Source organism: Paenibacillus sp. XY044 (assembly GCF_002257645.1).
GTDB lineage: Bacteria > Bacillota > Bacilli > Paenibacillales > Paenibacillaceae > Paenibacillus_AQ.
The window spans coordinates 147,507-163,135 of record NZ_NQMO01000011.1; the positions used below are offsets into that span (position 1 = coordinate 147,507).

At 54.3% G+C, this 15,629-nt stretch carries 13 protein-coding genes; 2 read left to right on the forward strand and 11 right to left on the reverse strand.

The genetic code is table 11. The annotated features are described in order from the left end of the window. Positions 1-108: 108 nt before the first annotated feature. The 7 genes from CJP46_RS31340 to arfA form a co-directional block, all read right to left on the reverse strand. On the reverse strand, positions 109-1,071 hold the full coding sequence (locus tag CJP46_RS31340; protein WP_094599557.1) for a glycoside hydrolase family 43 protein: 963 nt from the start codon (positions 1,069-1,071) through the stop codon (positions 109-111). Between the two features lie 141 nt (positions 1,072-1,212). Then, complete coding sequence (locus tag CJP46_RS31345) at positions 1,213-1,473, reverse strand: DUF6171 family protein (RefSeq protein ID WP_094599558.1); 261 nt, start codon at positions 1,471-1,473, stop codon at positions 1,213-1,215. Between the two features lie 58 nt (positions 1,474-1,531). After that, on the reverse strand, positions 1,532-3,016 hold the full coding sequence (locus tag CJP46_RS31350; protein ID WP_094599559.1) for an alpha-N-arabinofuranosidase: 1,485 nt from the start codon (positions 3,014-3,016) through the stop codon (positions 1,532-1,534). A gap of 250 nt (positions 3,017-3,266) precedes the next feature. Continuing rightward, positions 3,267-4,112, reverse strand: coding sequence for a carbohydrate ABC transporter permease (locus CJP46_RS31355; RefSeq protein ID WP_094599560.1), 846 nt, complete (start codon positions 4,110-4,112; stop codon positions 3,267-3,269). Between the two features lie 51 nt (positions 4,113-4,163). After that, positions 4,164-5,039: a carbohydrate ABC transporter permease gene (locus tag CJP46_RS31360; RefSeq protein WP_094599561.1), complete on the reverse strand. Its 876-nt coding sequence runs from the start codon at positions 5,037-5,039 to the stop codon at positions 4,164-4,166. Between the two features lie 181 nt (positions 5,040-5,220). Beyond that, on the reverse strand, positions 5,221-6,435 hold the full coding sequence (locus CJP46_RS31365; protein ID WP_094599602.1) for an extracellular solute-binding protein: 1,215 nt from the start codon (positions 6,433-6,435) through the stop codon (positions 5,221-5,223). A gap of 419 nt (positions 6,436-6,854) precedes the next feature. Continuing rightward, complete coding sequence (gene arfA / locus CJP46_RS31370; protein WP_094599562.1) at positions 6,855-8,450, reverse strand: arabinosylfuranosidase ArfA; 1,596 nt, start codon at positions 8,448-8,450, stop codon at positions 6,855-6,857. A gap of 302 nt (positions 8,451-8,752) precedes the next feature. On the opposite strand from arfA, the gene CJP46_RS31375 reads away from it, so the two are divergent. Next, complete coding sequence (locus CJP46_RS31375; protein ID WP_094599563.1) at positions 8,753-9,670, forward strand: ArsR/SmtB family transcription factor; 918 nt, start codon at positions 8,753-8,755, stop codon at positions 9,668-9,670. Positions 9,671-9,762: 92 nt separating this feature from the next. Further along, positions 9,763-10,236 carry a transcription elongation factor GreA gene (gene greA, locus CJP46_RS31380; RefSeq protein ID WP_094599564.1) on the forward strand — a complete coding sequence of 158 codons (474 nt, stop codon included), beginning with the start codon at positions 9,763-9,765 and terminating at the stop codon, positions 10,234-10,236. Between the two features lie 104 nt (positions 10,237-10,340). On the opposite strand, the gene CJP46_RS31385 is transcribed toward greA, so the two are convergent. The 4 genes from CJP46_RS31385 to araA all read right to left on the reverse strand — a co-directional run bounded on the left by CJP46_RS31385 (position 10,341) and on the right by araA (position 15,568). Continuing rightward, positions 10,341-12,032, reverse strand: a complete 1,692-nt coding sequence (locus CJP46_RS31385) for a ribulokinase (RefSeq protein WP_094599565.1) — start codon at positions 12,030-12,032, stop codon at positions 10,341-10,343. Positions 12,033-12,073: 41 nt separating this feature from the next. Next, on the reverse strand, positions 12,074-12,769 hold the full coding sequence (araD, locus tag CJP46_RS31390; RefSeq protein ID WP_094599566.1) for an L-ribulose-5-phosphate 4-epimerase: 696 nt from the start codon (positions 12,767-12,769) through the stop codon (positions 12,074-12,076). Positions 12,770-12,851: 82 nt separating this feature from the next. After that, the gene (locus tag CJP46_RS31395; RefSeq protein WP_179281409.1) at positions 12,852-13,952 is read right to left on the reverse strand and encodes a GntR family transcriptional regulator; all 1,101 of its coding nucleotides are present in this window, start codon (positions 13,950-13,952) and stop codon (positions 12,852-12,854) included. Positions 13,953-14,077: 125 nt separating this feature from the next. Further along, entirely contained in the window at positions 14,078-15,568 is a 1,491-nt protein-coding gene (gene araA / locus CJP46_RS31400; RefSeq protein WP_094599568.1) for an L-arabinose isomerase, read from the reverse strand. Between the last annotated feature and the right edge of the window lie 61 nt (positions 15,569-15,629).

The window sequence follows — 15,629 nt, forward strand, 5'->3', positions numbered from 1 at the left end:
ATTTTCAAATTCGGGTGGGGACCTCCACCTTCTGCAAATATATTCTATAAACTTAAAGGAGCCTGCAGCCAAGCTGCAGACTCCTTGCGAATTTTATTTCTCGGCAAATTACCGGGATCCGTCCTTCACCGGAATCCCAAAATTCGGCGTCCCGTCCCCACTCCAGCCGAACGCCTGCACCCGCGTATGCCGGTTCGGATCGTATAGCGGATCGCCGGTAATTTCCTTGTAATTCCGCGCATGATAGACAATGACGTCTTCCCCGTCTTCGGATACCGTGAAGCTGTTATGTCCCGGCCCATACTGGCCGTTCTCCTCGTTTGTGGAAAATACCGGTTCAGGCGACTTCACCCAGGAGGCCGGATTCAGCAGGTCCGCCGATTCATCGGCATACAGCAGTCCCATGCAGTAATTGTGGTCGGTGGCGCTGGCGGAGTAACTGATGAAGATACGCCCGTTCCGCTTCAGTACAGCCGCCCCTTCGTTGACTTTAAAGCCGATCACTTCCCACGGATGCTCCGGCGTCGAGATCATGACCTGCTTGCCTTTCAGCGTCCACGGATTGGTCATTTCCGAAATGTACAGATTCGAATTGCCCTCGATGTCCGGGTCCTTCTGGGCCCAGACATAGTACAGGACTCCGTTATGCTCAAAGGTGGTCGCATCCAGCGCAAAAGACTCCCACTGGGTCCGGATCTTTCCCTTCTCCGTCCAGGTTCCCTCAAGCGGATTAGCCGAATCGTTCTCCAGGACGTACATCCGATGGTCGAACAAGCCGTCATTCGTTTCGGTCGTCCGCGCCGCCGCAAAATAGATGTACCATTTCCCCTGTATAAAATGGATCTCCGGCGCCCAGATGTTCGCGCTAAACGGGCCGGTCTCGTATTTGCGCCATGCCACGACCGGTTCGGCATCGCCTAAACCCTGCAAGGTGTTAGAACGGCGGATTTCGATCCGGTCGTATTCCGGAACGGAAGCCGTGAAATAATAATAACCATCCGTATGCTTGTAGACCCATGGATCAGCGCGCTGCTCCACGACCGGGTTGTTGTAAGTTTCGTTTCTCTCCATTATCAGGCTCTCCTTTATATCTATGTTTTCATGTCAAAATCTCGTTCTCTATATAGATTGAACTAAAGTTTTGCATTGAACTTCCTGTTATAACCGCCCAATACGGCGGCCTATAACATTCATTTCTTTGGTTCATTCTATCTAGCTCCATTTCGGTGCAAAAGGATAAGGACAAGCGGATTCCAGCAGCCGGGCCTTCACGGCAACAAGGCAGCCGCAGTACTGGCAGGTCGTTCCGTATTGAAGCCCCGGACACTGCTCGCACTGCTCGATCCGCCGGTTGTATTTTTCTTCCGGCACCTTCTCCCTGCCGCGGGTCGCGATCTCCACGATCCGCTGCAGTTTTTCCGGCGATACCTGAACGCTCTCGCTACACCCTTTGCAGCCTTCCTGACGTTCCATGACAGCTCATCCTCCCTTATTCGCCCTGCTATTGGCTATGAGCCACAGCCCAGCCCCATTAATGAATGTCCAGCGTAACGACGGACATCGGCGGCAGCTTCACGCTCAGGCGCGCGCCTTCCATAGTGGCTCCTTCAAAAGCATTTGGCGCCACGGTGTTCGGCTGCTCGAACGTGTTGTGCGCGTTCAGCCGGTCGGCCGTCAGAATCATGCCGGAAGCCCGCACGTTTCCGGAAGAAAGGCCGCGAAGGTCCACTCTGATTTCAGCCTCGCCGGCATGGTCGATATTGACCAAGCTGACATGCACACGGCCTTCGGCGTCCCTGGAAGCCGATACGGTAACCTGAGGCAGCGCCTCCCCGTTCATTTCATAGCTTCCGACCGTGGACTCGACCGCCAGTACTTCGGCATCCTGATGGACTTTAAACATATCGAAGACATGATACGTCGGCGTCAGGATCATTTTCTCGCCTTCGGTCAAAATCATCGCCTGCAGGACGTTCACCGTCTGGGCAATGTTCGTCATTTGGACACGGTCCGCATGGTTGTGGAAAATGTTGAAATGCACGCCGGCCACCAGCGCATCGCGGATCGAGTTCTGCTGGTACAAAAATCCCGGATTCGTACCCGGCTCCACGTCAAACCAGGTGCCCCACTCATCGATGATCATGCCGACGCGCTGATCCGGATCGTATTTATCCATAATCGTGCTGTGCTTCGTGATCAATTCGTCCATGTGCAGCGCCTTCTTCATGGTGATGAACCATTCGCCTTCTTCAAAATCGAGCGCCGAGCCTTTACCCAGCCAGAAGTCGCCCGGAATCGTGTAGTTATGAAGGCTCAAGCCGTCCATCAGCCAGCCGGCGTTTTTCATCAGCACTTCCGTCCAGTTGTAATCGTCCACGTTGGCGCCGCCGGCGATTTTGTAAATCTTGTTATCGCCGTAATTGCGCACGTAAGTCTGGTAACGGCGATACAGATCGGCGTAATATTCAGGTCGCATATTGCCACCGCAGCCCCAGTTTTCGTTGCCGACGCCGAAATACTTCAGCTTCCACGGCTGTTCTCTGCCGTTTTCTTGGCGCCAGTTCGCCATTGGCGATTCGCCGTCAAACGTCATGTACTCCACCCACTCGGACATCTCCTGAACCGTGCCGCTGCCGACGTTGCCGCAGATGTAAGGCTCGCATTCCAGCAGCTCGCAGAGCAGCATAAATTCATGGGTGCCGAAATGGTTGTTCTCAACCACACCGCCCCAGTGCGTGTTGACCATGCGTTTACGGCCTTCCCTCGGGCCAACGCCGTCCTTCCAGTGGTATTCGTCGGCAAAGCAGCCGCCCGGCCAGCGGAGAACCGGCACCTTGATGCTCTTGAGCGCCTGCAGCACGTCATTGCGGATCCCTTTCGTATTCGGAATCGGCGAATCCTCGCCGACCCAAATCCCCTCATAAATGCATCTGCCCAGATGCTCCGCGAAGTGGCCGTATATATTTTTATTGATTTTCCCTTTGGAAATATCCGTATTGACGATCACGTTATGCATATCTGAATCCTCCCATGAGATGCTAGATAAGTTGAACTAAAGAATGCGATGCAAGCAAGGGAGTAAAATGATTCCGAAGAAGCGAAGCATTCACATTTGGCTTTCGGATTTCTGCCTTACGTGGGTTCATATTAAATCAAGAAATCCGAAAACAAGAGTGATCGTAGGGACATTTTACGTACTTGCCTCGTTCATCCATTTTAATTTTCAACTTATATAGATCTTCTTTTATTTTGACAAAAACTTCATATTATCCTTTGATGCCCGAGTTCAAATTGATCGACTGAATGAAATATTTCTGGGCGAACGCGAACAGGAGCAGCGTCGGAATGATTGCCAGCATCGCCGAGCCCATCAGCTGTCCGATCATGCGGTAGTTGCCGTAAATATCCTGAAGCAGAAGCAGCCCCGCCGTAATCGGCATTTTATCCACATCCGTATAGACGATAACCGGCCACAGGAAGTCGTTCCACGATCCGACGAAGGAAAACAGGCCGCACACGATGAGCACCGGCTTGATGAGCGGCAGGATGATCGAAAAATAAATCCGGAAATCCCCTGCGCCATCCACGCGCGCCGATTCGTCCAGCTCGCCGGGAATGCCTTTCATGAACTGTCGGACCAGAAAAATGTTGCCCATGCCTGCGAGTCCGGGGATGATCATGGCCCAAGCGGTGTTCACCCAACCGAAAGCGTCGATAATTTTATAAGAAGGGATAATGTTGACGACGCCCGGAAAAAACGAAATGCCCAGCAGCGTGAAAAACAGCGTGTCTCTCCCTTTGAATTTCATGCGGGAATACCCGTAACCCGTAAGCGAAATAATGACGATCACGAGCAGGGTATGCGATACCGCGATAAAGACGGAATTGAACAGCCAGCGCAAAATCGGCGCCGTGGACGTATTCTCCAAAATAGCGACGTAGTTTTCAAAAATCCATTCCTTTGGAAAAAGCCGAAAGCCCGAGGAGACGACCTCGGATTGCGAACGGAAGGAAGTCGTGATCCCAAACACAACCGGAATGACCCAAATGACGCAAAGCACGATCAAAAACAGGTAAGCAATATATTTGGAGATACTCACTTTTTTCGACATGTTGATTAACCCTACCTCTCGTTTCCTAAATCCAGCCTCTGCCTAAGCGACCTACCTCGTGTTTCGGTTCATGACATAGTACTGCAGTGCCGAGATGACAAGAATGACCAAGCCGAGCAAAACGGCCATCGCCGACGCCATGCCGGCAATCGATTCCCCTTGGCCGAAGGCCAGCTGGCGGATGTACATCATCAGGACGTGCGTGCTTTGTCTCGGTCCCCCGTCAGTCATCATTAACGGCTGGCCAAAAACGTTGAACGCGCCCGCCGTCGTCATGACGAACGTATAGATCAACGGGAAATTGATGGATGGCAGGGTGATGCTGAAAAATCTGCGGACGGATCCGGCGCCGTCGATCTCTGCCGCCTCGTATAATTCCTTGGAGACGCCGGCAATGGAAGCGCGGTAAATGATCATGTTGCCGCCGACGCCGCCCCATACCGTAATCACGAAAATGATGATCCAGGCATAAGGCTGCGTTGCCGCCCAGGCTACCTGTGAATGGAACACATTGCCGGTAATGCCCAGCTGTTTATTGAAAATAAGCAGCCAGATCAAAGCGGCCGCGGAAATGGAGATCAGACCGGGAATATAGATGATCGATTGAATGACACCTTTCAGCTTGACCTGCTTGTGCTCGAGCGCGACGGCAACCAGCAGCGGGATGACGATGAGCAGCGGAACGCTGATCACGACGAACAGCAGCGTATTTTTCAGGCCGTTGAAAAATTGGGTGTGAAAGGTCGAGCTGACATCGAATAAAATCGTTTTATAGTTGGCGAGGCCGATCCATACCGGATCGTTCATCAGGTTCCACTGCGTAAACGAAGCATATATCCCATAGATCGTCGGGATCAGAATGAAGATAAGAAACAGGATCAGATGAGGGCCAACAAAGAAAAACGGTGCAAAAGATTTCTTATTCATAGCCTTGTAATTTCTCCTTTTGGAGAAATAATGCGCCAGAGGATTCTAGCCCGGCACATTATTTCCTTCTTTCTGTATAGATTGAACTAAAGCTTTTTGCATGGAACCTCCTGTTAAAACGGCCCTCGTACGGCCTATAACATTCATTTCTTTAGTTCATTCTATCTGTTTGGCAAAAGGCCTACTTGCTCGCCTGTTTACTGCCGCTCTCTGCGATCTTATCCTCCACAAACTTCTGCATCGTCTGCAGCGTTTCGTCCAAGTCCACATTGCCCCGGACGATATCCGCACAGTACGTATCCACGGCTTCGGCTACGTACGGGTAGTATTCGTAAGTATAGATATAAAGCGACTTTGTTTCCTGCTCATTCGAAGTGAAGAAGGACTGCATGAACTGCTTGTACTCCGTACTTTCGTTCACCTGCTTACTTGCAACGATTTGTCCGGCTTTCGCCCACTCCAGGGAGTGCTCGCGAACGAACTCCAGGAAGGCGCCGATCCCTGCTTCCTTCTCGTCCGAGCGTTTGTCGTTCTTAAACATCGTGAACAAGTGGGAGGAAGCCCGGTTCGTAAACTTGTCCGCCGTCGGCGTATACACGTTGGTTACGCCAAAGTTCAGTCCGTCCACCTTGGCATGCGCCGTCGAGCTCCAGGTTCCGTCCGTCGAGAACAACACTTTGCCGGATTGGAACATCAGGTAACCGTCTTCGCCGAACGGCGTCATGAGGCCGGCGTCGGCGATTTTTTTCACATTCTCAAACGCCTGCTTCATCACCGGCGTATTGACGGCCGGCTTGCCGTTTTCCTGGATGTCCCCACCCAGGTCCTGAACCTGCGCCAGAATGACCCAGCCCAGCAGCGCATCGTTCACAATGTATTCGTCCGAAGCCAATTTGCCTTTCAGAGACAGCATTTCGTCGATCGTCACGACATTGTCGTCGAGGATGGATTCTGCGTTATATTTTTTCAGCAAATCCTTGTTGTAGTACATGACGTTGCTGTGTATGTCGAGCGGAACGGTATACTGGGTGCCGTCGATGTTGCCCGTAGACCAGGCTTGCGGCAAATAATTCGCTTCCTTGATTTCCGGCTGTCCCTTAATCGCGCTTTCGATCGGCTCCAGCACGCCCTGCTTCGCGAAGCCGGGAACGCGGTCGGCGTGGATAATGGCCAGATCCGGAACGCCTTTGCCCGAGTTCAGCACCGTCGACAGCTTCGTGTACATATCGGAGGTGATGACGTGCTTCACTTTAATGTCGGGATTCGTCGCGTTGTATTCTTTGACGATCTCATCCATATAAGCTCCGTCGTCGCCCGTCAGCGGCGTCCAGAACGTAATCGTCTTCTCGCTGCTGCTTCCGCATGCCGACAAAAGCATGCTTGCCGCAAATATCATCAACAATGAAATAACAAAGCTCTTCTTCAAAACTTCCGCCCCCTAAATGGAATACTGTATCTCGTATTTTTCTTGTTCAGCGTACTTCTTTTGATTTGAAAAACATGAAAGCTTGCGATTTCACACGAACCCATCTCACTTGTACGTACATGTCGGGGTACATTAAAGCGAAGGTTGTTTTACGGGCGTCACCCTTGCAGCCGACGTTTCGTTCCACACAAAAACATCTGCCGTTCCTCTTGGCATGATCTTTCCTTTGCCAAACGTCAAAGAGGAATCGGCAGATGCAGTCATGCGAGTCTATGATGTTGTAGCGTACGTCCATGCCAAACGGTAATGACGGCCGGAATGCCGGAACTCGCCGGCCAGCCAGACAGCGAGGACCTGCCCGGTTAACCCGGCAGGAAGAACTTCGCCGGCTAAGCCTTTTTCAGCCGAATCACGTTCCAAGATGCCTTGGACAGGCGGGTATTCACAAATCCGTCCGTCAATGTCGCACTGCCGCGCGAATGCGGCTTAACGCTCTCTTCGGCCGCGGTATTGACCGCTTTCAAATCGTCGTTTTCCAGAACGATATGCTCGACAACCTGGTATCCTTCAAAGCCTCTGACGTCGCATTCCACGTCGAGCGCCTCCTCCAAATGACGGTTCAGCGCAAAGATGGTCAGCTCTTCTTCCTCCTCGTTATACACGACCGCCGTCTCCAAGTAAGGCACGTCGGTATAATCCTGAGCGTCGTATTTCGGCGATTCCACGATCGGTTGAAGGGAAACCCCGCGGCCGTAGATTGAAGCGTGCAGATATGGATAAAAGATCGTCTGCCGCCAGGAACGCCCTCCGCTCTCGGTCATAATCGGGGCGATCACGTTCACCAGCTGCGCAAGGCAGGCCATCTTCACCCGGTCGGCGTGCTTCAGGAAGGTGATGAGCATCCCTCCGACCAGCAGCGCGTCTTCAAAATTGTAGACATCCTCCAGCTGCGGCGGGCCGACGGTCCACGGTTCGATCTTCGTATCCGCATTGTTCGAATGGTACCAGACGTTCCACTCGTCGAAGCTCAGGTACATCGTCTTCTTGCTCCGCTTCTTCGCCTTGACGTAGTCGCAGGTGGAAATGACGGTGCGGATAAAATGATCCATGTCCATCGTCCGCGCCAGGAAGTTCGCCGTATCGCCGTCGCGGTTACCGTAGTACTGATGCAGGGATACGAAGTCGGCCACGTCATATGTATGATCCAGCGTGATGGCTTCCCATTCCGGGAAGGTCGGCATTCCCGTGCTCGAGCTGCCGCATGATACCAGTTCGATATCGGGATCCACAAGCTTCATGGCCTTGCCGGTCTCATAAGCCAGCCGTCCGTACTCTTGCGGCGTCTTCTGGCCGATCTGCCAAGGTCCGTCCATCTCGTTGCCGAGGCACCAGGTCTTGACCCGATGAGGCTGCTCATATCCATGACTGCGCCGCAGGTCGCTCCAATAGCTTCCGCTTGAATGGTTGCAGTACTCGAGCAGGTTTCTGGCCGCATCCACGCCCCGCGTTCCCAGGTTGACCGCCATCATGACCTCGGAGCCGATCTCCTTGGCCCATGTCATGAATTCGTTCGTTCCAACTTCATTCGGCTCGACGGTGCGCCAGGCAAGCTCCAGCCTTTTGGGGCGCGACTCGCGCGGACCGACGCCATCTTCCCAATTGTAACCGGAAACAAAATTGCCCCCTGGATAGCGGATAATAGGAACGTTCAACTCCTGGACCAGCTGCTTTACGTCCTCCCGGAATCCGAGGCTGTCCGCCTCGGGATGGGCCGGATCATATATGCCGCCGTACACGGCGCGGCCTAAATGCTCGATAAACGAGCCGTAGATGCGCTTATCCACTTCGGCGATCCGAAACGCCTTATCCACGACCACCCTGGCCTTCGATGCTGCTGATGCCACTGATATCACCTTCCATTTTAGAAAATAATAAATTAATTTGAGATAAATTGAATGAATCCGTTTACAAGTATAAAATAACATAGATAAGGTTCGCTGTAAATAAATAAATATAAAACTATTTATGTTTTTATAAACTAAAGGAAAATATCTGTACCTTCCGCTATGTATAAAGTCTAAATTCCCTTGTAAAATCAGGGTAAACATCTATTTGTTTATCTTTAGAAACAACTGAACATCCCGCTTTTTTTGTAAAAAGTACTATGGTTATTTCGTATATATCTACAAAAAAGGAATGCGTGCTTTCATTAGCAATTAAGTTAGTTTATAATTATTTAAAATAAAAGAACACCCACCTCTACAATCGGAAGAAGGTATTCAATTCCATGATCTATATTAAAAACCTGATGAGCGGAATCGACATTTTCAAAGCCCTCGGCTCGGAAATACGGATCCAAATCCTCGAACTGCTCGCGAAAAACCAGGCGCTGAACCTGAACGACCTGGCCACGAGGCTGAACCTCAGCAATGGGGCGATCACCATGCACATCAAAAAGCTGGAGGAAAGCGGTCTTATTGAGATCAATACGAGCGTAGGCAAACACGGCATTCAAAAGATCTGCTATTTGAACAAGGACAAACTGATGGTCGATCTGCGCAGCAGGGACGTGGAAAATTTGTACGAAGTGGAAATTCAAGTCGGCCACTACAGCAACTATCAGGCGATTCCCACCTGTGGTCTGGCGACCAGGGACAGCATCGTCGGCGACTTTGACGATCCGCGCTACTTTGCGGACCCGCAGCGGATCGACGCGGAGATCATCTGGCTGGCGGAAGGATTTCTGGAGTACCGGATTCCCAACTATTTGAAGCCGAACCAGACGTTTCGCGAAATCCAGTTTTCCATGGAGCTCGGCTCGGAGGCTCCGGGATACAACGATAACTACCCGTCGGACATTTTTTTTCACCTTAACGGGATCGAAATCGGCTCCTGGACGAGCCCGGGAGACTTTGGGGATGCCCGCGGCACGTTTAACCCGGATTGGTGGCCGCCGCATTTGAACCAATACGGTATGCTGAAGCTGATCCGCATCAACAACGAAGGCAGCTTTATCGACGGCTGCCGGATTTCCGACGTGACGCTGGACCAAATTCAGCTGGATTACAAGAGCGAGCTTACCTTCCGCATTTCGGTTACCGAACAGTCGGTCAACAAGCGCGGCCTGACCATTTACGGCAAAAATTTCGGCAACTACAGCCAGGACCTGCTCGCCCGCGTCCTGTATGACGTCAAGGAAGACTAATACTTTCCATCTCTTCATTTTACGCGCCAAGCCGAATGTTTCGCATCAAATATGGATATCGTGTAAAATGTAATGAAGAGGAGTTGTGAACTATGTCCAATGATGAAATTATTTTGACCGCCGAAGGCCTGGCCCAGCTGGAGGCCGAGCTTGAGGAATTGAAGACCGTCAAGCGCAAGGAGCTCGCCGCACGCATCAAGCTGGCCATCAGCTACGGGGACCTGAAGGAGAACAGCGAATACCACTCCGCTAAAGACGACCAGGCTTTTATGGAGACCCGTATTTTGCAGCTGGAGAAAATGCTGACCAAAGCCCGCGTTGCCGATAAGGCGGATTCATCCGCCGTCAGCATCGGCTCGTTCGTGAAGCTGCACGATATCGAGTTCAAGGAAGATCTCGAGTACCGCGTGGTCGGTCCGGCGGAAGCGGACGTCTACCAGAATAAAATTTCGTACGAAAGCCCGCTGGGCAAAGAGCTGATCGGCAAATCGGTCGGGGACGTCGTTACCGTCGATGCGCCGATGGGACTGATCAAATACGAGGTGCTGGAAATCCGTTCTTCCTAAAGGCGGCTGCTGGATATCCGGGTGCGCCTTGCGTCCAAACAAGGACCGTTCCTGAATACAGGACGGTCCTTTGTCATGTCTTCTATAGGTGGAGACCGCCAGGCTTACCGGACGGGCTTCAGCTCCGCTTCCGTGGACAGCTTGATCTTCTTCAGCCGTTTCATCACGTCGTTCTCGCCGCGGCCAAAGTAATCGTGCAGCATGTTGTACTCCTGATACAGCTTCTCGTACACTTCCACGTTCTCCGGAATCGGTTTGAACGTCTCCTTCTTGACGCGCGCCATTTGCTGCGCCGCGGTCACGACATCGTCGTAGCCGCCGGCATCCTTGCCTGCAGCCACCGCAGCGAAAATCGCCGCCCCGAGCGCCGGCGTCTGTTTGGAATCCGCCACGAAAATCTCGCGTTTGGTCACGTCGGCGTAGATCTGCATCAGCAGGCGGTTTTTCTGCGGCAGGCCGCCGCAGGCGTAGAGCGCATCCACATCGACACCGCTCTCCTGGAACGCATCGACGATTTTCCGGGTGCCGAAGGCGGTTGCTTCAAGCAGGGTACGGTATACTTCCTGAGGTTTCGTCAGCAGTGTCATCCCAAGGACCATGCCCGTCAGGTCGGTATCGACCAAAACGGAGCGGTTGCCGTTCCACCAGTCGAGAGCCAGCAAGCCCGTTTGGCCCGGCTTGTAAGCCGAAGCTTCCCTTTCCAGCCATTGGTGGACGTTCAAGCCTTCCTTCTCCGCCGCATCCTTCACATAGGCAGGCAAAGACTCTTCCACGTACCACTCGAAAATGTCCCCGACCGCCGACTGCCCGGCTTCGTATCCGAACAGCCCCGGGATGATGCCGTCTTCCACGACACCGCACATGCCTTCAACTTCCTTTTCCTCCGTGCTGAGCACCATATGGCAGATCGACGTGCCCATCGCCATGACGAGCTTGCCTGGCGTCACGACACCGACCGCCGGCACGGCCGCATGGGCGTCCACATTGCCGGCCGCCACCGCGATGCCGGGCTTAAGGCCCATCATCTCCGCCATGGACGGCTGCAGCCCTCCCGCATTGCTTCCGAGCGGAATGACCTCGCCGCGCAGCTTTGTATCGGTCAGATGCTCAAGGCGCGGATCGAGCGCTTTGAAGTATTCCTTGGAAGGGTAACCGTCGCGCTTATGCCAGATGGCTTTATAGCCAGCCGTACAGCTGTTGCGGACGATGTTGCCGGTCATTTGCGAGATGACCCAGTCTGTCGCTTCCAAAAACATGTTCGTCTTCTCATAGATGTCCGGTGCCTCGTCCAGAATTTGCCAAATTTTAGCAACCATCCACTCGGACGAAATTTTGCCGCCGTACCGGGCCAGAAACGCCTCGCCTCTCTCCTCGGCGATCCGGTTAATCTTGTCGGCTTCCGGCTGCGCCGCGTGATGCTTCCACAGCTTCACCCAGCTGTGCGGCTGGTCCGCCAGCTCAGTCTGGAAGCACAGCGGCTCTCCCGCCTCGTCTACGGGCAGCATCGTACAGGCCGTAAAATCGATGCCGATGCCGATGATGTCCTCGGGATTGATGCCCGATTCACGCACAACGGCCGGAACGGAGGTTCTGAGCACCTCCAGATAATCGTCCGGATGCTGCAGCGCCCAGTCATGCTCCAGTTTGATGCCCGATCCAGGCAGCCGCTCGTCGATGACATGGTGCGGGTACGGCGTCACATGGTCGGCGATTTCCTGTCCGTTAGACAAATCCACTAATACAGCACGTCCGGACTGGGTTCCATAATCCACTCCGATCGTATACTTTTTCCCCATTTTGGATTCCTCCGCGTTTCAAATTTGTAAGTGCTGCGATATCACTTCTGACCGTAGTAGGCGTTAACCCCGTGCTTCCGCAAAAAGTGGCGGTCCAGCAGGCTCTGGTCCATCGACGGCGTGTCCGGGTTCAGCTGAAGCATCCTGGCCGTAATTTTGGCCACTTCCTCCAGCACCACCGCGTTGTGCACCGCATTATGCGCATCCTTGCCCCAAACGAACGGAGCGTGCGCATGCACGAGAATGCCCGGCACCTCCAAAGGATCCAATCCCAGCTCGTGAAACCGTTCCACGATGACGTTGCCTGTCTCCAGCTCGTAAGCGCCTTCAATTTCTACCTTCGTCATCGGTCTCGTGACCGGAATCTCACCATAGAAATAGTCGGCATGCGTCGTCCCGCAAGCAGGCAGCGGTCGCCCGGCTTGCGCCCAGCTCGTGCCCCATGGGGAGTGGGTATGCACCACGCCGCCGATTTCCGGGAAGGAGCGGTACAGCACCATATGCGTCGGCGTATCGGACGACGGGCGCAAATCCCCTTCAACCACCCGGCCTTCCAAGTCAACGACGACCATGTCCTCCGCCTTCAAATCTTCGTAAGGCACACCGCTCGGCTTGATGACAAACAGCCCGCTCTCGCGGTCGATGCCGCTGACATTTCCCCAGGTAAACGTGACGAGCCCGTGTTTGGGCAGATCCAAATTCGCTTCCAGTACCTGCTGTTTCAGCGCTTCCAGCATTGCAGACACTTCCTCTCCCACTTTAATTGTACGTACAAGTTGTATGATGAAAGTCCGCAGAACCGGACATTCATTTGCCTTTTTAAACGTTAACGTTCAGGTTTACAACCGAGTCCCGCTCCACCAGCTCGGGTTCGTACAGGGTATCTCCGGGAGCCAATCCGTCTTCGATCATCGCGATCAGCTGGCTGGCCGCATCCCGGCCCATGGCCGTCTTGGGATGGGTCAGCGTCGTCAGCTTCGTTCCGGAAGCCGAGGCCAGCATCGAGTCGTCGAAGCCGACGAACGACACGTCCTCCGGCACGCGCAGCCCGAGCTGCAGCACGGCCTCCATCAGGCTGACCGCCAGCTCGTCGTTGTAGCAGACGAATGCGGTCGGCCGTTCCTCCGCCGCCCCGCTCAGCAGCTGCAGCGCCTGCCGGAACGGCAGGTCGTTCTTCTGCTCGGTCGTGTACGTGACGACCCGTTTGGGAGCTACGGCGACGCCGCGCGCTTTGTGAGCGGCCAGAAAGCCCTTCAACCGGTTGACGCCCTGCAAGTCGTCGCGCTTGAAGAACCCGGCGATACGGGTGTGCCCGTTCGCCAGCAGGTGGTCGGCCGCTTTGTAGCCGCCCAGTTCATCGTCGACCCGAAGCAGCGGGCACTCCAGCTCCCGGTACTTCTCGTTGATCATCAGGTAAGGAATTCCCTTCTCCTGCAGCTCCAAATAATAGCCGAGGTTCGGGTTGCCCTCCGCGCTCTTCGTCGGCTCGATGATCAGCCCGCTGAGCGGCTGGCTGGTCATCAGCTTCAGGCTCTCCATTTCCTTCTCCTTGTTGTTGTCGGTGCTGGACAGCAGAAGCCGATAGCCCCTGCTCCGCAGCTCCGCTTCCGCACCCCGTACGATATGCGGAAAGATGTAATCCGATATATAAGTCGTCATAATGCCGATCGTCTTGACCAGTTCGCCTTCGCGGCGTCCCGGAAACCGGGCGAACGTGCCTTTGCCCTGGATCCGTTCGAGCCAACCTTCCTTCTCCAGCTCACTGTACGTCTGGCGCACCGTCTGGCGGCTCAGGCCGAACTGTTCGGCAATTTCATTTTCGGAAGGAACCTGCTGTCCGGGCTTCAGCTTGCCCGATTCAAACCAGGACAGCAGCTCGTTCTTCAGTAGAATATATTTGGGAATCCGTCTGTTATTCATCATTCACCTCAGCGGCATGCTCTGTATTTCGGCCTTGCGGGCTGAATCTGCCGATTCATCCCGGAAGGCTTAGTTCTCTTTGAGTATTGTAACACAAGGCCGGGTGAACACAGACATCGGTCAGTTTATCTTAAACGGTAAGCCGCCTCGCTCCAGCGGAGTTCGTTCTTCAGGCGCTGCACGGACGTATCCTTGTCGATCACCACGGCTTCGATGCCCGCCATTTCGGCAAGGTCCGTCAGGTTTTCGGCCGTCATGGCATAAGACAGCACCGTATGATGCGCGCCTCCGGCCAGGATCCAGGCTTCGGCCGATTCGCGAAGCGACGGCTGCGGCTTCCACAGCACGCGGGCCACCGGAAGCTTCGGCATCGGCTTGTCGACCTTCACGCCGTCCACGACGTTAACCAGGAGGCGGAAGCGGTGTCCAAGATCGACGAGGGAGGCGTTGACCGCCGGGCCGTCCTGGCCGTCGAACACGATGCGGGCTGGGTCCTCTTTGCCGCCGATGCCGAGCGGATGCACTTCAATCGCCGGTTTCGTGGCCGCGATCGTCGGACATACCTCGAGCATGTGCGCCCCGAGAATCATCTGGTTGCCCGGCTCAAAATGGTATGTGTAATCCTCCATGAACGACGTGCTCTTGTTGTTTGCAAGAACCTTGAGCACGCGCGTCAGCGCGGCCGTCTTCCAGTCGCCTTCGCCGCCGAAGCCGTATCCGGATTCCATAAGCCGCTGCACGGCAAGACCCGGAAGTTGCCGGAGTCCGTGAAGATCTTCGAACGTCGTCGTGAAAGCTCCGAATCCGCCTTCCTCCAGGAAGCGGCGCATGGCGATTTCGATCCGTGCCTGATAGGCGATCGCATCGCGAACCGGTCCATCGGACAAGCCCGCCTGCGTAATGCTGTACTGCTCTGCATACTCCTTCAGGAGCGCCTGGACTTCGCTGTCCTGTACTTCGTTCAGCACCTGGACCAAATCACCGACGCCGTAGCCGTTGACCGACCAGCCGAGTTGAATTTGCGCTTCGACCTTGTCGCCGTCCGTGACGGCCACTTCGCGCATGTTGTCGCCGAAGCGCGCTACCTTCAGGCTGCGGCTCTCCGCATAAGCTGCCGCCGTGCGCATCCATCCGCCGATGCTGCGGCGCACGTCCTCGTCTTCCCAATGGCCGACCACCACTTTGCGGGCGATGCCGAGTCTGGCTCCGATATGACCGTACTCCCGGTCGCCGTGGGCAGCCTGGTTCAAGTTCATAAAGTCCATATCGATCGTTTCCCATGGAATGTCACGGTTAAACTGCGTATGCAGGTGAAGCAGCGGCTTCTGAAGCTGTGACAAGCCGCGGATCCACATTTTCGCCGGGGAGAACGTGTGCATCCATGTAATAATGCCGGCGCAGGATTCGTCGCTGTTCGCCGCGACGATCAGCTGGTAAATCTCATCGGACGTCTTCACGATCGGTTTAAAAACGACCGGATACGGAATCGCAGCGGTATCCTGCCCGAGCTGCTCCGCGATGATCCGGGAATGATCGGCCACCTGTTCCAGCGTTTCGGGTCCGTATAAGTGCTGGCTGCCGGTTACAAACCAAAATGAATGCGGTTTCAATTTCATGATTATAGCCTCCCATGTTTCGGTTTCGTCACTTGCTGTGCGCAAACTGATATTTTCACTT